The following is an 18,681-nucleotide window of genomic DNA, read 5'->3' as shown; positions in this document are numbered from 1 at the left end:
GGCGCCATCCTATCCCCCGGCAGCAAATACCGGGGGATTTTTCATTGGGGCAAAATCAGTGGGGCGATCAGTGGGGAGGACAGGTCTGGCCCTGCTCGACCTTGATCAGGTCGTCAACGGCAAAGTCGAGTTCGGCGGCGCGCTCCACCAGTCCCTGATAGGTGTCCTGGGATATCGTTGGGGTACGGGCCAGAATCCACAGATAGTCGCGATTAGGGCCGGCCACAAGGGCGTGCTGGTAGTCGGGGTCGAGTTCCAGCACGTTGTACCCTCCGTAGAAAGGGCCAAAGAAGCTGACTTTCAGGCGGGCCACGCTCGGTTCACCGATAAAGTACGCCTTGCCTTCGGCCACGTTGGGTTCGCCGGTCTCGAGGTTCACGCCAGCGTTGACCACCTTAACCCCGTCGTCATCGCGCATGGAGTAGTCGGCGGTAACGCAGTCGAGTCCTTCTTCGAAGCTGTGATCGAGGCGCGCGATTTCGTACCAGTGGCCAAGGTAGCGGTCCAGATCGAAGCCAGTGACCGCCTGCGTGCCTTCGGGGATGCCTGTGCAGCCGCTAAGAAGCCCTCCGGCGACGAGGGGCAGGGCAACGGCAAATCGGCGAGGCGAGAGCCTGCGAATATGATCGTGAAGCGGCATGGCGGCTCCTGGGAGGTGATAATGAGCCTTCATCATAAGCGATTCATGATGTGGCGCCAGGGCCGCCAACGTCCTTGGTGCCTCAGCCGGCGGCGATCCGTTCGGCAATCGCTTGACCCAGCGCCTGAGTTGAGCCCGAGCCCCTGAGGTCAGGTGTCAGCACCCTGGTATCCCCCTCGGCGAGCACCGCCTCGAAGGCGGCCACGATGGCATCGGCGGCCTCCTTGTAGCCCAGGTGCTCGAGCATCATGGCGCCGGACCAGATCTGGCCGATAGGGTTGGCGATATGCTTGCCGGCAATGTCCGGGGCACTGCCATGTACCGGCTCGAACAGGCTCGGGAAGGTTCCCTCCGGGTTGATGTTGGCCGAAGGCGCCACACCGATGGTGCCGGTGCAGGCGGGGCCTAGGTCGGAGAGGATATCGCCGAACAGGTTGCTGGCCACTACCACGTCGAACCAGTCCGGGTGCAGGACGAAATTGGCGGTCAGGATGTCGATGTGGAACTGATCGACGTTGACGTCCGGGTAGTGCTGGCCCATGGCCGCCACGCGCTTGTCCCACCAGGGCATGGTGATGGCGATGCCGTTGGACTTGGTCGCGGAGGTGAGTTTTTTCCTGGGCCGGGTAGCGGCCAGGTCGAAGGCATACTTGAGTACCCGGTCGACGCCGTGGCGGGTCATCACCGTTTCTTGAATCACCACCTCGCGGTCGGTGCCTTCGAACATGGTGCCGCCGACGCTCGAGTACTCACCCTCGGTATTCTCGCGTACCACGTAGAAGTCGATATCACCCGGTTCACGGTCTGCAAGCGGGCTCTTGATGCCGGGCAGCAGGCGGCAGGGGCGCAGGTTGACGTACTGATCGAACTCACGACGAAACTTAAGCAGTGAGCCCCACAGGGAAATGTGGTCGGGCACCTTGTCCGGCCAGCCGATGGCGCCATAGAAGATGGCATCGAACTGGGAGAGGGTCGCGTGCCAGTCGTCCGGCAGCATCTGGCCGTGTTCGAGATAGTAGTCGCAGCTGGCGAAGTCAAAGGGCTCGAGCTCAAGCTCAATACCGAAGCGCTTGGCGGCTGCTTCGAGAGCGCGTACGCCCTCGGGCATGACTTCTTTACCGATGCCGTCACCGGCGAGTATGGCGATACGATGGCTCATGGGGCTTCCTCGAAGAGGGGGAGTGGCGAGTTGCTCAGTCTACTCGCCACCGTTCGCTGCATAATCAGGCTATGATGCAAGTTATTGTTGCGCTCAAGTGGAGAATGCCTGTTGGCCCAACTCGATGACCTCGCTTTCTTTCTGCGGCTGGCCCAGTGCGGCAGCTTGACCGCCACCGCGCGTGAGCTAGGCCTGTCGCTGTCGGCGGTCAGCAAACGGCTCAAGCAGATCGAGTCGCGGCTGGGGGTGGAGCTCGCCAGCCGCACCACGCGCCGCCTGACGCTGACCGCCGAAGGCGAGCTCTATTGCCGGCGCGGTGCCCTGATTCTCGACGAGCTCGGTGAGCTGGAAGAGACCCTCGGTGACCGGCGTGCTGATCTTTCGGGCCGCCTGCGTATCAACGCCACCTTCGGCTTCGGTCGTGCTCATGTCGCGCCCCTGCTGTCGTCGTTCTGCCAGCATCACCCGGCCCTATCCGCTTGGCTTGAACTGACCAACTTCCCGATGAACCTCAGCGATCAGGGCTTCGATATCGGCATTCGGGTCGGGGAGCCGCCGGATTCACGGCTGGTGGCGCGGCGAATTCTCGCCAATCGTCGCCTGCTATGTGCGGCGCCGTCCTATTGCCAGGCCATGCCTCGGCTCGAGACGCCGGCGGATCTGGGCCAGCACCGCTGCCTGGTGATTCGTGAGAATGACAGCGACTTCGCGCTGTGGCGCTTCGAGCCCCGCGGCGAACTGGGACAGACGCGCAGCGTCAAGGTCGGCGGCGAGATGGCCAGTAACGACGGCGAAGCGATCACGCAGCTGGCGATCGATGGCCATGGCGTCATGCTGCGTTCCTGGTGGAACGTGCATGAGCACCTCGAGGCGGGGCGGCTGGTCGAGCTGATGCCCGCCTGGCAAGGTGTCAGGGCCGATTTTTATGCCGTTTTCGATCAGCGCCGCCACGTGCCCCAGCGGATTCACGCCTTCACCGACTATCTCGAGCAAGCGATGATCGGCCGGGTGCTGCCGCTGCCTGAGCATCCTGTGATGCCACCGAAGGGCTCCCTTGCCCCTGAGGGCGCGGGGTTGTCATGATCGGCGTCATGCTGGCCGCTGTTCATGCTCCTGGCCTTCACAATCGCGAGTGCGGTCAGGCGCTTATGGGGTGTATGATCTGCGCCGTCGTATACCGTCTGGGTTTTCTTACTGCATCGCCTATCTTGAGGTAGGTGAGGCCATGCAAGGACAGGCGGCCGGCGCCTCCAGAAAACGCTGACGAGGGAGTCTATGGCGTGAATGTGCTGATGTTCACCAACACTTACTGTCCAATCGTGGGCGGGGTCAGTGAGTCCGTTCAGCGTCTGAAAACACGGCTGCAGGCCGAGGGGCACCGGGTACTGGTGGTCGCCCCCAAACTGACCGGGCAGCCAGAGGACGAGGATGACGTGGTACGCGTCGCCGCCGTCCAGCATTTCAATGGCAGCGACTTTTCGTTGCCAGTACCGATTCCCGGCCAGCTCTATGAGGCCATCGAGGCCTTCGATCCGGATATCGTGCATTCGCATCACCCCTTCTTGCTTGGCGATACGGCAGCACGGGCCGCCGAGACCTACGGGTTACCGCTGGTGTTTACCCACCACACCCTCTATGAGCACTACACCCACTACGTGCCCGGCGATTCCCCGCGCATGCAGCGCTTTGCCGTGGCGCTTTCCACTCAGTACACGCGACTTTGTGAGGCGGTGATCGCGCCCAGTGAAAGTATCCGCGAGCTGCTTTTCGAACGGGATGCCAATCCGCATGTCTGGGTGGTGCCCAGCGGCGTCGATACTAAGCGTTTCGCGAAGGGTGACGGTGCCGCACTGCGCCGCGAGTTTGGCATCCCAAGCGATGCCTATGTGGTGGGGCATGTGGGGCGTCTCGCCAAGGAGAAGAACCTGCCGTTTCTCACCGAGGCGCTGTCATGCATGCTCGAGCAGTTGCCCGATGCTCACTGCCTGATCGTCGGTGATGGCGATGCCCGTGAAGCGATGGAAGAGGTCGCCGAGCGCTTTGGCGTGGCTTCCCGCCTGCACTTCACCGGGCGTTTGCAGGGCCAGTCGTTGATCGATGCCTACCACGCTATGGATGTCTTCGGCTTCGCGTCCCACAGCGAGACGCAGGGCATGGTGGTAGTCGAGGCCATGGCCGCCGGCTTGCCGGTGGTGGCCGTGGCAGCCCCGGGGGTGCGAGAGGTGCTCAAGGATGGTCGTAATGGCCGGCTGTTGCCCGACGATGACTGTGAGGCAATGGCCGATGCCATGGTGGCACTTAGCGAGACCGAGTGCCGCTCGGCGATGGCCGATGGGGCGCTGGCCACCGCTAAGGCCTTCGATGAAACGGCTTGCGCCGAGCGCTGCCTAGAGGTTTATCGCCAAGCCATCGCCGTGGGCGGGCCCTTCAGCCATGCTGACGACGGCACCTGGGATCGAGTGCGCAGCCGGTTGGGCGCGGAGTGGCACATGCTGCGCCACCGTGGCCGCATCTTGCGCTCTATCTTGCAGGATGAGTGGGAGCATGCTGACTGGCAGCCGCTACTCGGGCGCGGCCATGGGGACGACGAGGCGGAGTCGAAGGAAGTGGCCCCCAAGTAGGCTGCGAGTCGCCAGCCTAGCTGATGCTTGAAGGCCTAGAGCGGCAAGCCAAGCGTGAAAACCCAGTGTGAAGAGCACCAACCAGTAGTGAGAAGCACATAAGCGGGCACCGACCTCGGCAGGGGGCGGTGCCCGCTGGCGTTAACGCTCAGGTGGCGCCTTATGAGTTGGCCGAGTCACCCTGTTCCTGCGGCCTGGCGGCGCCTGGGACGTCCGCTTCTTCGCGAGGGCGCTGCCTTTGAGCCGCGCGGGCCGGCTCGCGTTGCTGGCGGCGCGAGGCATAGCGCCTGAGCCATACCAGTACCAACACCCCAAGGGCGATGCCGCCAAGGGAAATGGCGATCTCGCCCTTGTTCTGGGCGGTGACCAGTTGGCCTAGTTGGCTACCCAGCAGTGTGACCCCGACGAGTCCTGGCACGATCCCGATGATCGAGCCGATCAGATAATCGCGGAAACGCAGGTGAAAGGCGCCGGCCAGCATGTTGGTCAGCGTGAAGGGCGCCAGCGGCAGCAGGTTGACCACCGTCATGGTGCGAATGCCACGCCCCGCCAGGTAGCGCGATAGCCCCTTGAGGTGTCGGCCGCCGTAGCGCATCAGCGCCTCGCGACCCAGCCGCCGCCCCACGCCGTAGGTCAGAATCGACGCCGCCAGCGTGCCCGCGAGGGCGTAGGCGAAGCCCCACCAGGGGCCGAAGAGCAGGCCCGTTACCGCGACCAGCAGGCTCAGGGGAAACATCACCATCGACGCCCCCGCGTAAATGGCCACTACCACCAGAATCGCCCAGGGTGCATCTTTCCAGGCCACTGACCCTGCGGCGATGGCCTGCAGCCGTTCCACGGTCAAGACATCGTGCATGGCCAGCCACTGCCACAGGCCTCCCATCGCCAGCAGCATGACGACCAGGAGCAGAATTATCAGGAGGGGGCGGGGCATGCGGGTGAGGTCCTTGGCAGGTGGGAGGCGAAATGACGCCATAGCATACGACAATGCGCCCGGCGGCCAAAGCGACACGCCGGGCACGGCGGATCATACCGCCATGCACGCCATGATCCGCGAACCTCTTAGGCAATCTTTGTTACGTCGCGTTCCGCCTGGCCGTGCTCGTCGTGCCCCGCTGTGCCGGTCGGTACCAAGGCGAGCGGCGTCAGTCGGGCCGAGACAGCACCCGCAGACGCGATTCCAGCATGTCCAAATCCAGATAGGTGCCTTGCAGGTGGCGGCGACCGGTGCTCGGGTCGAAGGCACGGCGGCCATGCAGCACCCGGCGGTTGTCGAAGGCGACCATCTGACCCGGAACCAGGGCAAACTCGAGCTGATGCTCTGAGGAATGCAGCAGCTGCCAGAACTGGCGATAGGCGTCGTACCAGGCATCGATGACGTGGGCCGGCAGGCGCAGGCTATCGCGAATCCAGTTGTTGAAGCGCACTTCGATCAGTTGGCCGTCGTGATCCACCGACAGCACCGGCGCGCGGGTGGTGATGTCCTGCTCCTCGTCCTGGAAGCGAAAATCGATCGGCGTCTCGCTGAGGATACGGAAGGCCTCGGGATCCTGCCGGCGCAGGGTGTCGGCCGCCGCGAAGCCGTCAGCAAAGATAGACTCGCCACCCTCGGCTTCATTCTCCAGGCAGTAGAGCAACTGGATATCCGGCGGCTGGCGCCAGTTGGGCAGGTCGGTGTGCAGCGCCAGGCCGATAGCGGTATAGGCGGCATTGTTAGGGTTGGGCTTGGAGCGCACGTCGAAGCGGGCGCCAAAGTTGGTCGGGCGCAGTGGCCCGATGCGCTCGGCCAGGCGGCTGACCTCCTCATCGGCCAGCGGGCCCTCATCCAGCAGTACCAGGCCGTCGCGTAGCAGGGCCGTGAGCCAGGCACGCTCGCCGGCGGCGCTGCCCGCGAAGTCGGCATGGCTGACGGACGTGGGGGCAAAGTCGGCTGCCCAGGGGCGACGTGCCGGGATGACCGGCGCCGGCTCCTGGCCCGGGCGGCGCTGGTGAAGCCAGCCGGCATCGAAGTCGCTCACATGGCCATCCTGCCAGACCAGGGTCAGATTGCCGTCGTGAAGCGAGGCCTGCGGGGCAGCGGTGATGGGCGTCAGTGGCAGATAGAGGCGCTCGCGAGTGACCGTATGGCGACAGGCCTGGCAGGCACAGTTATCCCGCAGCCACATCAACGGGAAATGCGCTTGAGCGCCATCGCGCCAGCAGAGGGTGACGCGGGCGCCGCTGGCGAGTGCATCGGTCAGTACCGGTGCATCGGCATAGGTTGAGAGCTCGCCCATCGCAATGACGGTGCGTTGCGTGGCGGGTTCGGAAAGCGTGGCGTTGGTCATGGGGCGCTCCTGCTGGCCAGTGGCCTGTGACGAGAATAGGCCGCCTATGCTGGCGATTGCGCCGCGCTGCGACAAACGATTAATCTGGCCCCATAGACCTAGCTGAGCTTATCACGAGGTTTTCCATGAGAACTGTGACATGAAGGGGCTGCCCCCGTTGATCTGGCTGCAGGCATTCGAAGCTGCCGCCCGGACCATGAGCTTTACCGCTGCCGGTCAGGAGTTGAGCGTTAGCCAGGCGGCGATCAGCCAGCGCATCCGCCTGCTCGAGGATCGGCTGGGTCAGAAGCTGTTCGTGCGCCACCCGCGCAGCCTGAGCCTGACCCCGGCCGGCCAGGCCTGGCTACCAAGCGTGCTCGAGGCTTTCGCGCGCCTGGCCGAGGGCACCGCCGAGGTATTCGGGCCGAGCCCCAATGCGCCCGTGACCCTGCGGACCACGCCGGTGATGCAGCAGAACTGGGTGGCGCCCCGGCTACTGGCCTTCCATCGCGCGCATCCGAAGGTGGCGGTACGCCTGGTGAGCGCGATCTGGCCGGAGGATTTCGGGCCGGAAGGCGCCGATCTCGAGATTCGCTACGGCTCGGGAGACTGGACGGGAATGGAGGCGCTATCGCTTGGCGATGAGGCGATGGTGCCGATCTGCTCGCCAGATGTGGCCGCAAGGCTTGAAGTGCCCGGAGATATCGCCGGTGAAACGCTGCTGCACGCGGCGGGATTTGCGGTGGGCTGGCCAGCCTGGCTGGAGCGGGCGGGTATCGCCGGCATCGAGAATGACTGCCCGACGCTGATCTGCGATACCCAGGTCATGACGCTGACGCTGGCCGCCGCCGGGGGAGGCATCGCCCTGACGCATCGTTGGATGGTCGAGAGCCGCGATGACCTGGTGCAGCCGTTTGCACTCTCGGTGCCCAGCGCCGAGCGCTTCTGGCTGGTGCGCCCGAGCAACCGTCAGCCGCGAGAGGCTGCCGAGGCGCTGTGGACTTGGTTGGCGAAGGGGCTCTGAGAAGGCTCTGTCGGTGACTCGGCGTAGCGATCCACATACCGATCCAGGTACCAGTCGACGAAGGCCCGAACGCCTTGCCGTACCGGCGTCGAGGGCGTATAGCCCACCGCCTGGGCCAGCGCCGAGCTGTCGGCGAAGGTGTCCGCGGCATCGCCAGGTTGCAGCGGTAGCAACTCGCGGATGGCCGCTTTGCCCAACGCCTCCTCGATGGCGGTGATGTAGTCGCCAAGACTGGTCGGGGCCTGGTTGCCGATGTTGAAGACCCGATAGGGCGCATCGCTACTGGCCGGGTCCGGGGCATCGCTGTTCCAGTCGGGGGCGGCGCTGGCGATCTGGTCGCTGGCGCGGATGACCCCTTCGACGATATCGTCGATATAGGTGAAATCGCGACTGTGATGGCCGTGGTTGTAGACCTGAATCGGCTGCCCGGCCTGGATGTTGCGGGTGAACTTGAACAGCGCCATGTCCGGCCGGCCCCAGGGGCCATAAACGGTGAAGAAGCGCAGGCCGGTGGTTGGAATCCGGTACAGGTGGCTGTAGCTGTGGGCCATCAGTTCATTGGCGCGCTTGGTGGCGGCGTAGAGCTGTAGCGGATGATTGACGCCCTGGTCCTCGCGGTAGGGCATCTGGGTGTTGGCCCCGTAAACGCTGCTGGTGCTGGCGTAGGTGAGGTGGGCGACCCGCTGGCGACGACAGGCTTCTAGCAGCACGCAGAAGGCGGTCACGTTGCTCTCGATGTAAGCAAGCGGCGCCTCCATGGAATAGCGTACCCCGGCCTGCGCGGCCAAATGGATGACCCGATCGAAGGCGTGCTCGGCGAAGCAGGCATCAACCGCTTCGGCATCCGCCAAGTTGTTGCGCACGAAGTGATAGCTGCCGGCACTCTGTGCGGCGACGGTATCGAGTGTCGCCAAGCGGGCTTCCTTGAGCGCCGGATCGTAGTAGTCGTTGACACTGTCGAAGCCGACGACGCTATCGCCGCGCTGCAGCAGGGCGCGTGCCACATGAAAGCCGATAAAGCCCGCATTCCCCGTGACCAGTACCTTCATTTGCCTGAGTCCTCTGGTGTGGCTGTCACGCCATCCTGATCTTGTTGAGTCGCCGGCTGGTAGCCCGCTGTGGCGGCGTCTGCGACCGTGGTCGGCGCCACGAATAGCGGTGCGGCACTGGCATCTCCCTGGCAGGATGCGAAGGCCGTTCCCGGGATCAGCCACCAGTGCTCATTGTTCTGCAGGCCAAGATCGTTGACCTGGCTCAGGTCGGCACAGGCGATCTGGTCTTCCTTGCGCTGGGGGATCAGCATCCAGCGCTCGCCGGGGGCCTGGGTGAGCCAATCAAAGGCCCGCAGGAATTGGGCATCCTGATCGGTGTGAAAACCAAAATGCACGCTGGGCTGTTGAGCCTGAAGCAGGAATTCTTCATCGAAGTCGGGTTGGGCCAGCCAGGCCGAGGGGCCAGTGATCTGAACCACCCGCTGCATCATGTCCCTGGGTGAGCGGGTCTGGTCGAGCTGTTGATAGCCGAAGGTGGACCACAGCGCCCAGAAGACTGCCAGCCAGGCGGCCAGCCCCAGCATGCCGCGGCGCGGCCGCAGCCAGACGAGCAGTCCCGCTGCGGCGACACCCAGCAGCATCCACCAGACCCAGGGCGTGACGTCGTACTTGGCGGCAAGCTCGGTTAGTGCCGGCAGTCCAGCGGCACCCAGCACCCCGGCCACCAGGAAGATGGCGCCGAGCAGGGCCAGCAAGCCGGTGGCTAGCCAATGCAGGCCTCGCTTGCACAAAAGACCCGGTAGCAGCGGTGCCATGGCCAGCACCAGCAGTGGCGACGTCGGTAACATATAGACGCCGCGCTTGCCCGGGGACAGCGAGAAGAACACCACGACCAGCAGCGTGCCGCTGAGTGGCAGCAGCACTCGGGCATCCAGGCGGCGGAGGCGATGCCACCAGGATGGCACCACCCAGGGTAGTCCCAGTACCAGCGGCAGCCATGCCCAGGGCAGCACCGACACAATGTAGTAATGCCAGGGTTTGACATGATGCCAGGCGGTGGCCAGGCGCTTGCCGGTCTGCTTGAAGAGGATGTTGTCGCGATAGGCGGCCATCCCCGGTTCATCACCGAAGGTGGTGATCAGCGCCATTGGTACCACCCAAAGGGCTGCGACCCCCAGAATTAGCGCCAGGCCTAGCCCCAGCTCCTTCAGTCGCAGCGGCGTGGCCTTGCCACGCCAGGCCAGCAGCGCCCAGGCGGGTAGCATCAGCAGCGGCAGGAAACCGACCCCCTTGGTGATGATGCCAAGCCCCATCGCAGCGCAGCCCAGATACCACCAGCCTCTTGCCGGCCCGAGCAGTGCGTGTCGCATCAGCCCGTAGGCACCTAACGTAATCCACAGCGTGACCAGCATATCGATCTGGGCGGTCTTGGCTTGCAACGCGAACTGCACGGTCGAGAGCAGGGCGATACCCGACAGCAGTGCTATCCGGCGGCCATAGAGGCGATTCGTCAGGTCGGTGACCAGCGCCAGGGTGCCCAGGGCGGCAATTAGTGACGGCAGCAAAAAGCCGAGTCTTACCGAGCCGGTGATGGCGATCGATGCGGCGGTGGCCCACATGAAGATCGGCGGCTTGTCGGGATAGAGCTCGCCACCGCGATGCGGCAGCCAGAAGTGGCCGGTCTTGAGCATTTCCAGAGAGTTGAGCGCGAAGCGTGGCTCATCGGCGGGCCAGGGGTCGCGCAGGCCAAGGCCGAGAGCCAGCAGGCCCAGGGCCACTAAGGCTAGCCACCAGAACCCGTAACGGTAGGAGGCATGCAGGTAAGCAGGACGTTGCATCGAGGAACTCTCGGCAGATATGGAAACGAAAGGGCGTGATTCAGAACTCAGTCGGTCAGGACTAGCTAGAGCAAGGCTCGCTAGATCAGGGCTATCTAGATAGGGCTAGGCCGACTCGGACTCCGACAAAGCCTTGGCCTCGCGACGGATCAGCATCAAATTGCGGGTATAGATCAGCAGGCCAGCGCCCTGTCCGGCGATGAAGACCGGATCCTGGCGATAGATGGCGTAGGCCAGCAGCGTGACGCCACCGGCAAGGCTGAAGAACCAAAACGCCACGGGAACCACGCTGCGTTTGGCCCGCTCGCTGGCCAACCACTGCACCAGAAAGCGTCCCGAGAACATGGCTTGGCCGAGAAAGCCAATGCCGATCCATAGCCATTCGGTGCTCATCGTGAGGCTTCTCGCAGGGAAGCCGCGGCAGAGTCAGCCCCCAAGCGTTGATGACTTGAATGAGCGGCAGCCGGCTTTGACACCTCCCCGGGGCTTGCGTCGAAAGCCGTCAGCGGTGCCGGCAGGCGCGTGCGCTTGCGCAGCCACATCACCCCGAGGATATCGAGCAGCCCGGCCCACAAACGGTTGTTGAGGCCGTAATGGGACTCGCCGGCTCCGCGAGGGCGATGATTGACCGGTACCGATACGCAGCGACCGCCTTGAGCCTGCACCAGGGCCGGCAGAAAACGGTGCATGTGATTGAAGTAGGGCAGTGCCAGGAAGGCATCGCGATGGATCACCTTGAGGCCGCAGCCGGTATCCGGGGTGTCGTCCTTGAGCAGGGCTGTACGCACCTTGTTGGCAACCCGAGACGACAGCCGCTTGAGCCAGTCGTCGCGGCGCGTGGTGCGGTGGCCGGCCACCAGGGTGACGTCGCCGCGCTGGGCGCGTTCGAGCAGGTTGGGCAGGTCGGCAGGATCGTTCTGCCCATCGCCGTCGAGGGTGGCGAGCCAAGTGCCTCGGGCGGCGCGAGCGGCCTGCCAGACGGAGGTGCTCTGGCCGGCGCTCTTGTCATGGTGCAAGGGCCGCAGTCGCGAATCTCCGGCGGCACGGCGAGTCAGCATGGCCCAGGAATCGTCCTGGGAAGCATCGTCGACGACCAGCACCTCGTAGTCGGTGCCGACGAGAGCTGCGTCGACCTCGTCGAGCAGCGCAGGCAGGTTGCCTGCTTCATCCTTGGCAGGAATGACGATCGATACCAGCGGTGTACTCAAGATGACGTCTCTTTGCTTCCGTAAAGTCTTTGCAGCAGGCTAAGTACCTTGCGCGCTTTTCCTTAAAGGAGCCTTAAGGTTACCCGGAGCCATCAGGAGAGTGAGTATGACGTGGTCAGTAGGTCCTTGAATTCATGGACACCCCTGTCTTTCGGCCTTGGCCTCAATGACCCGCATCGCTTTTCGTAAAGTAGAAGCTGCAAGAGCATATGGCCAGTCACTAGGCCCGTGGTGAGGCATGTGCCGCTGCCAAGCTGCCAACCTGGCCTTTCATCGAGACGTTTTACAGGAAGTATCTCAGGGCTTTTTCGGGGGGGCTCGGGGGCTGAATCAGGGGATTATTAGGGCTTTTCAAGCATCCTCACAGGACGCTATTAATAACGGTTTTTCCGAACCATTTTCTAGGCTTCGTTAATGGGCAGACCACAATTTGCCTTGGCCTCCGTGACGCCTCCCAACGTAGCTGTGAGGTGTCCATTGAGTCCTGGCCGAACACTCGCTTTGAACGGCTTCGAGAGTCTATCGGCGACATGATGATAGCGCTGGTCAGGGGGGACAGGGTTTCGGTAGGCGTGCTAGCGGGTCCTGTTGAAAGTAGCGGGAAAGCATCGAATAGAGTGCTGGGTAGGCCTTGTCGAGCAGGTCCGGGGCACTGAAAAAATGCTCGCAGCAGACGGCGAAACATTCTCCAGGATGGCTGGCTGCATAGTCGTCAATGGGGGTGTCCTCACCGCGCGCCAGATGCGCCTGAAGATCGTCCCATACCGCAGTGAAAATCCGGTGCCATTCACTAGCGGCCATGTCCCGCGGCAGCGGCGGGAAGCCGTCGGCATCCCTCGAGTTGCCCATGTCGAGCTTGTGGGCGAGCTCATGGATCAACACATTGAAGCCGCTGAAGTCGCCGCTTGCCATCAGTTCGGGGTAGGCCACGACCACCGGGCCCTGAAAAGAAGTCTCGCCGGCACGCTGGTCGGCGTATTCATGCATCACCCCGGCTTCATCCATTTCTTCGACGTGGCGCGGGAAGGCATCGGGCAGGATCAGGATCTCGTGCACATTGGCGAAGGCTTCCTGATGCTCGGCCTGCGACCAGCCCAGCGTCAGCAGGCACGCCTGGCCGGCCAGTGCCAGTCGGGCCGGTTCGTCAAACGCCGTATCGGCCAGGGCCGGGTGCAGTGACAGCCGTTTATCATGGACGAAGCCCCAGGCGCGCTGGCCCAGCCGCTCGGCGTCTTGATCGCTCAAGGCCGCCAGCAGGGGCAGCCTTGCCCGGGCCTCTCTCCAGGTGTCTTCGGGAAAGGGGTGGCGGGCGTTGAAACGTGCCGCACGCCAGCTCCGCCACCGTTCGAGCATGGCTCAGCTGTCCTCCTGGCGGGATCCGGACTTCCATGACCAGTCGCGCCAACGCAGGTCGAAGAGGTCCTTGCGGCGGTCCTTGAGATTGGTCACCGAACCTTCGTTGCGTACCACCGTGAGTCGCTTCAGGTCGAGATCCGAGAACATGATCATCTCGGTGTTGGGTGTTGTCTCGGCCAGCACGGCGTCGTGGGGGAAGGCGAAGTCCGAGGGAGAGAACACCGAGGACTGAGCGTACTGGATCTCCATGTTCTCGATGGAAGGCACGTTACCGACGCTGCCGCACAGCACGACGTAGCACTCGTTCTCGATAGCGCGGGCCTGGGAGCAGTGGCGCACCCTCAGATAACCATTCTTGGTGTCGGTCCAGAAGGGCACGAAGAGGATGTCCATGTCCTGATCGGCGAGCAGCCGCGAGAGTTCTGGAAACTCGACGTCATAGCAGATCAGGATGCCGATCCGTCCTGCGTCGGTGTCGAACACTCGCAGATCATCGCCGCCCTCGATGATCCAGTCGCGGCGCTCCTGCGGGGTGATGTGAAGCTTGGCCTGGGCTTCGATGTCGCCGTCGCGGTGAAAGAGGTAGGCGATGTTATAAAGGTTGCCGTCTTCCCGCTCCTCGATCATCGAGCCGGCGACGATGTTGATGTTGTAGGACACCGCCATGCGCGATAGCTCGGTCTTGAAGCGATCGGTGAAGCCGGCCAGAAAACGGATCGCCTCGATTTGGTCTTGCTGGGCGGCGCGGTCCTGCAAGCCCATCAGCGGAGCGTTGAATAGCTCCGGAAATACCGCGAAGTCGCTCTGGTAATCGGAAAGCGCATCGACGAAGTATTCGGCCTGTTGCAGGACCGCTTCCACCGAGGAAAATTCGCGCATCTGCCACTGTACCGCCCCGACCCGAACTTGGGTCTTGCGGCTATCCAGCACCGATTCCGCAGGTTCGAAGAGAATGTTATTCCACTCGAGCAGGGTCGCGTAGCCCTGAGACTTTTCATCTTCCGGCAAATACTTGCGCAGCAGTCGCTTGACCTGAAAGTCGTTGGCCAGCTGGAAGGAAAGAATCGGGTCGTAGATCTCCTTGCGCGAGACCTGATCCAGGTACTCGGCCGGCGCCATCTCGCTTGCATACTGGTGGTAGTTGGGGATGCGGCCGCCGGCAAGAATGGCGCGCATATTCAATGATTTGCAGAGGTCCTTGCGCGCTTCGTAGAGGCGCCGGCCGAGCCGGTAGCCGCGGTAGGCCGGGTCGATCAGCACATCCAGGCCGTACATGGCATCGCCGTCGGGGGCGTTGAGGATGATCTCCCGCTGATCCATCAGGTCGTCGTAGCGGTGCGGGTTGGAAAATTCCTCGTAGTCGACCCGGGCGGTTAGCGCCACGCCAACCAGGGTCTCGTCGTCCTCGATGACGATCTGTCCTTCGGGGAATTCGCTGACTAGCCGCTCTATGGTGCGCTGGGGCCAGGCGCCGCCGATGTCGTGATAGACGCGGTCCATCAGCGTTTTGAGCTGAGGGTAGTCGTCCAGGGTGAGATTGCGCAGCGTCAGGTGGAGATCTTCTAAGGACATGTGTGCCGGGGCTCCCGCCAGAGTAAATCGTTGCAGTCTAACATGGGGCCGAACGGCGCATGATGCAACGGGGCGGGACAGGGGCGCCAGAGGTTATTCCCGCCCATGTCGACAGCAATGATTCCCTCGATTTCTCAACTTCGTGTGCCGGGGCACTGCACATCGGTTTGATGATTAGTCCATCAATACATAGCGCCCGGGGGCATCGTCCAGCGCGGGATAGTCGGTCGACCCCATCGAGGGCGGTGTCTGAGCAGCGCCGGAATGTGCCGCCAGCCAACCCTGCCAGGCGGGCCACCAGGAGCCGGCGTGTTCTGGCGTGCGAAAAAGCCAGGTCTCCGGGTCGACATAGGCGTCGCCCTCGGTGACGGTGGCCATGCGGTAGTGGCACCGGGTATCGATGGGCGGACAGACGATGCCCACGTTATGGCCGCCGCTGGTCAGCAGGAAGGTGAGCTCATGAGTGTCGGCGAGCAGGTGAATCTTGTAGGTCGAGCGCCAGGGCGCCACATGGTCCCACTCGGTGCCCACCGCGAAGATCGGCACTCGGATGTCGCTGACCGTTACTGGGCGGCCTGCGACCTTGAAGCGACCCTCGGCGAGGTCGTTATCGAGGAATAGCTGACGCAGGTATTCGCTGTGCATGCGGTAGGGCATGCGGGTGGCATCGGCGTTCCAGGCCATCAGGTCGATGAGAGGGCGGTGCTCGCCCAGCAGGTACTCGTTGACCAGGCGCGACCAGATCAGGTCGTTGGAGCGTAGCAGCTGAAAAGCGCCGGCCATTTGCTTGGTATCGAGCACGCCCTGGGCCCACATGGTGTCCTCGAGGAAGGAGAGCTGCTTGTCGTCGATGAACAGCATCAGCTCGCCGGCCTCGCTAAAGTCGGTCTGGGCGGCGAACAGCGTCATCGAGGCCAGGCGATGATCGCCATCGCGGGCCAGGCTCGCGCCAGTGATGGCCAGCAGGGTACCGCCTAGGCAGTAGCCGACGCCATGCACCGGTACGCCGGGGCAAACCGCCTCGATCACCGTGAGGCTGTCCACGATTCCCAAGCGCCGGTAGTCGTCGAGCCCGAGGTCGCGATCCTCGCCGCTCGGGTTGCGCCAGGAGATCATGAACACCGTATGGCCCTTGCCGACCAGGTAGCGTACCAGCGAGTTATCTGGCGAAAGATCGAGGATGTAGTACTTCATGATCCAGGCCGGCACGATCAGCACCGGCTCGGGGTGCACCTGGTCCGTTGAGGGCGCGTACTGGATCAGCTCGATCAGGTCATTGCGATAGATCACCTTGCCCGGCGTCACGGCCACCGCCTGCCCGGGCACGAACTGCTCCGCCCCGGCCGGCCCCTGGCCCAGCAGCTGACGTTGCCAGTCATCGAGGAACTGCTCGGTCCCCTTGATCAGGTTGGCGCCGCCGGTTGCCAGTGTCTTGTCCAGCACCCGCGGGTTGGTGAGCGGGAAGTTGGCGGGAGACACCATGTCGAGCAGCTGGCGCGCGCCGAACTCGAGCGCCTGCTCGTGGTGCGGTGACAGGCCAGCAAGGCCGGTGGTGGCGTTGCACCACCACTGCTGCTGCAGCAGGAACGACTGGTAGATAAGGTTATAGGGGAAGCGTCGCCAGGCCGGGTCGCGGAAGCGCCGATCCTGAGGCAGAGGCTCAATGCAGGGCGCGGCCTTGGCATCGAGAGCCGACTGGCTGGCCCAGATCGCCAGCCTAATCTGCTTGTCTAACGCCTTGCGCGTAAGGGTCGCCTGCTTGCCGGGTGACATCGCCACGCTGGTCAGCCAATCGACGTAGGTCAGGATCACTGCCGCCGGCGAGAGACCGAAGGTCAGCCGCGCCAGCGATGCCCGCATCAAACGGTCGGTGCTTTCCTCAAGGCTGGCCTTCCTGTCAGCTTGGCACATCGCGGTTCGCCTCGGGGTGGCGGAGTGTCCTGGACGGCAGCGGTGCCGCCTGGGCCTTGGGTGTCTCATCGCCTTGCGCCTTGATGGCGGGGAAATCGTCAGCGATCAGGGTCTCGCGTTCTAGAAGCAGGGCCGCGCCCTCTTTTAGGGCGTCTAGGCGTCCCGTGAGGATGCGCTGGGCCTCTTCGTAGGCGGCCTCGATCAGGGCGCGTACCTCGAGATCTATTTCCCGCGCCGTGGCCTCTGAATAGCTGCGCGGGCTCAGGGTGCCATAGGTGTCGCCGAGGAAGGCCTGGCGCTCCTGCTCGTAGACCACCTGACCGGTCTCAGCGGTCATGCCGAAGCGGGTCGCCATGTGACGGGCGATCTCGGTGGCCTTGGCCAGGTCGTCGGCGGCACCGGTGGAAATCTCACCGAAGATCAGCCGCTCCGCGGCGCGGCCGCCCATCAGCACCGTCATGCGGTCCTTGAGCTCGCCGGTGGTTTGCAGGAAACGGTCCTCGGTGGGGCGCTGCATGGTGTAGCCCAGCGCCCCCACACCGCGTGGAATGATCGACACCTTGTGGACCGGATCCATGCCCGGCAGCGCCGAGGCCACCAGGGCGTGGCCCATCTCATGGTGAGCCACCACTTCGCGCTCATGAGCGTTGAGCAAGCGGCTCTTCTTTTCGAGCCCTGCCACGATGCGCTCGATGGCATTGGTGAAGTCTTCCATGCTGACTTGGTCGCTGTCGTGGCGGGTCGCCAGCAGCGCCGCCTCGTTGACCAGGTTGGCCAGATCGGCGCCGGTGAAACCCGGCGTTAGTGCGGCGAGATGGTCCAGGTCCACGTCCGGGGCCAGGTGCCGCACCTTGTCGATATGGACGTCGAGAATTGCGCGGCGGCCGCTCCGCTCCGGGCGGTCGACCAATACCTGACGGTCGAAGCGTCCGGCGCGTAGCAACGCAGGGTCCAGAATTTCCGGGCGGTTGGTGGCGGCCAGCAGCACGATGCCCTCGGAGGGGTCGAATCCGTCTAGCTCCGCTAACAGCTGATTCAGCGTCTGCTCCTTCTCGTCCTGGCCGCCCATCACGCTCGGCCCTCGGGCCCGACCCAGCGCATCCAGTTCATCGATGAAGATGATGCAGGGCTTGGCCTTGGCGGCCTGCTCGAAGAGGTCGCGCACCCGCGCGGCGCCGATACCGACGAACATCTCGACGAATTCGGAACCAGAGATCGAGAAGAAGGGCACGCCGGCTTCACCCGCCACCGCCCTGGCCAGCAGCGTCTTGCCAGTGCCCGGTGGCCCGACCAGCAGGATGCCCTTGGGGATGTGCGCCCCCAGGCGGCCATAGCGCTGCGGGTCGCGCAGGAAATCGACCACTTCCTTGAGTTCGTCCTTGGCCTCGTCCACGCCGGCGACGTCCTTGAAGGTCACCCTGGTCTCGGTCTCGACGTACACCTTGGCCTTGGACTTGCCTAGCGTCATCATCCCGCCGAGCCCCTGGCTACCGGACATGCGTCGAATCAGGAAGCTCCAGACCAGGATGAAGAACAGTAGGGGTACCATCCAGGACAGTAGGATGGTCAGGAAGGTGTTCTTGGCCGCTCCGGTGTAGGTCACATCGTATTTGGCAAGCTTGTCGGCCAGAGTCGGGTCGACGGGACGGGTGCTGAAGCCGGTGCTGCCATCGTCGTGCGGATTCCGATAGGTGCCGGTGATACGGTCCTCGCCAATTTCCACCGTGGCGATCTCACCGTTATCCAGCATCTGGGTAAACCGGGAATAGGGGATCGACTCCGTGGTGCGCTGGTGGCTGATCAGGCTCTGGAAGGCCATCACGGCCAGAAAGGCGACGATCACGTAAGTTAGGTTGATCTGGTGCTTCTTTTCCATGCGACACCCCGTCACGCCGTGCGGCTCTGCGAGTCGCAGGACAGCCTGCCCCGCTAGCAGGCCAATGTCTCTTAGTGTAGTCATCCTACGCTGTGCCACGGCACACCCGGCTTGATCCAGCGCAGGGTTTTACACGTCGGATGCGCGCCACTGCCTTTGCAATCCACATGCGGGTTCG

The 18,681-nt window shown here is 63.6% G+C and carries 15 protein-coding genes; 3 read left to right on the top strand and 12 right to left on the bottom strand.

Going from position 1 to position 18,681, the window contains the following annotated elements; translation table 11 throughout:
* Window positions 1-67 precede the first annotated feature (67 nt).
* Together BLR71_RS12255 and BLR71_RS12250 are read right to left on the bottom strand one after the other, a co-directional pair.
* Complete coding sequence (locus BLR71_RS12255) at window positions 68-640, bottom strand: lipocalin family protein (protein ID WP_092526748.1); 573 nt, start codon at window positions 638-640, stop codon at window positions 68-70.
* Between the two features lie 82 nt (window positions 641-722).
* Window positions 723-1,799, bottom strand: a complete 1,077-nt coding sequence (locus BLR71_RS12250; RefSeq protein ID WP_092526745.1) for a tartrate dehydrogenase — start codon at window positions 1,797-1,799, stop codon at window positions 723-725.
* A gap of 111 nt (window positions 1,800-1,910) precedes the next feature.
* Between BLR71_RS12250 and BLR71_RS12245 the strand changes: the two genes are divergently transcribed.
* Both BLR71_RS12245 and BLR71_RS12240 read left to right on the top strand, forming a co-directional pair.
* Entirely contained in the window at window positions 1,911-2,882 is a 972-nt protein-coding gene (locus BLR71_RS12245; protein WP_092526742.1) for a LysR family transcriptional regulator, read from the top strand.
* A 197-nt stretch (window positions 2,883-3,079) separates the two neighbouring features.
* Window positions 3,080-4,420 (top strand): glycosyltransferase, encoded by a 1,341-nt coding sequence (locus BLR71_RS12240; RefSeq protein WP_245696437.1) that lies wholly within the window; start codon window positions 3,080-3,082, stop codon window positions 4,418-4,420.
* Window positions 4,421-4,580: 160 nt separating this feature from the next.
* Here BLR71_RS12240 and BLR71_RS12235 read toward each other — a convergent pair whose 3' ends face one another.
* Window positions 4,581-5,354 (bottom strand): TVP38/TMEM64 family protein, encoded by a 774-nt coding sequence (locus tag BLR71_RS12235; RefSeq protein ID WP_092526739.1) that lies wholly within the window; start codon window positions 5,352-5,354, stop codon window positions 4,581-4,583.
* 211 nt (window positions 5,355-5,565) lie between these two features.
* Window positions 5,566-6,747, bottom strand: a complete 1,182-nt coding sequence (locus BLR71_RS12230) for a TauD/TfdA family dioxygenase (protein WP_092526736.1) — start codon at window positions 6,745-6,747, stop codon at window positions 5,566-5,568.
* Window positions 6,748-6,886: 139 nt separating this feature from the next.
* Here BLR71_RS12230 and BLR71_RS12225 point away from each other — a divergent pair, with 139 nt between their 5' ends.
* Entirely contained in the window at window positions 6,887-7,750 is an 864-nt protein-coding gene (locus BLR71_RS12225; RefSeq protein ID WP_092526733.1) for a LysR substrate-binding domain-containing protein, read from the top strand.
* Here BLR71_RS12225 and BLR71_RS12220 read toward each other — a convergent pair.
* The 8 genes from BLR71_RS12220 to ftsH form a co-directional block, all read right to left on the bottom strand.
* Window positions 7,696-8,799: an NAD-dependent epimerase gene (locus BLR71_RS12220; protein WP_092526730.1), complete on the bottom strand. Its 1,104-nt coding sequence runs from the start codon at window positions 8,797-8,799 to the stop codon at window positions 7,696-7,698. The two genes, BLR71_RS12225 and BLR71_RS12220, sit on opposite strands and share 55 nt — an antisense overlap.
* The gene (locus tag BLR71_RS12215; RefSeq protein WP_092526727.1) at window positions 8,796-10,580 is read right to left on the bottom strand and encodes an ArnT family glycosyltransferase; all 1,785 of its coding nucleotides are present in this window, start codon (window positions 10,578-10,580) and stop codon (window positions 8,796-8,798) included. Before BLR71_RS12215 ends, BLR71_RS12220 begins: the two co-directional genes overlap by 4 nt.
* Window positions 10,581-10,685: 105 nt before the next feature.
* Entirely contained in the window at window positions 10,686-10,973 is a 288-nt protein-coding gene (locus BLR71_RS12210) for a lipid-A-disaccharide synthase N-terminal domain-containing protein (protein WP_092526724.1), read from the bottom strand.
* On the bottom strand, window positions 10,970-11,788 hold the full coding sequence (locus BLR71_RS12205) for a glycosyltransferase family 2 protein (protein ID WP_092526721.1): 819 nt from the start codon (window positions 11,786-11,788) through the stop codon (window positions 10,970-10,972). Before BLR71_RS12205 ends, BLR71_RS12210 begins: the two co-directional genes overlap by 4 nt.
* Window positions 11,789-12,334: 546 nt before the next feature.
* Window positions 12,335-13,141: a M90 family metallopeptidase gene (locus tag BLR71_RS12200; protein WP_092526719.1), complete on the bottom strand. Its 807-nt coding sequence runs from the start codon at window positions 13,139-13,141 to the stop codon at window positions 12,335-12,337.
* A gap of 3 nt (window positions 13,142-13,144) precedes the next feature.
* A complete protein-coding gene (locus BLR71_RS12195) occupies window positions 13,145-14,716 on the bottom strand; it encodes a carbon-nitrogen hydrolase family protein (RefSeq protein ID WP_092526716.1) in 1,572 nt (523 codons plus the stop codon).
* A gap of 174 nt (window positions 14,717-14,890) precedes the next feature.
* Entirely contained in the window at window positions 14,891-16,627 is a 1,737-nt protein-coding gene (locus tag BLR71_RS12190) for a PHA/PHB synthase family protein (protein WP_217629328.1), read from the bottom strand.
* Window positions 16,614-18,503, bottom strand: coding sequence for an ATP-dependent zinc metalloprotease FtsH (ftsH, locus tag BLR71_RS12185; protein ID WP_092526710.1), 1,890 nt, complete (start codon window positions 18,501-18,503; stop codon window positions 16,614-16,616). The genes BLR71_RS12190 and ftsH overlap by 14 nt, the downstream gene beginning before the upstream one ends.
* Window positions 18,504-18,681: the final 178 nt, after the last annotated feature.

The organism is Onishia taeanensis (assembly GCF_900100755.1).
Taxonomy (GTDB): domain Bacteria; phylum Pseudomonadota; class Gammaproteobacteria; order Pseudomonadales; family Halomonadaceae; genus Onishia; species Onishia taeanensis.
Note: the sequence above shows the minus strand (reverse complement) of the source record. Positions and strands in the feature narration are given on the sequence as shown.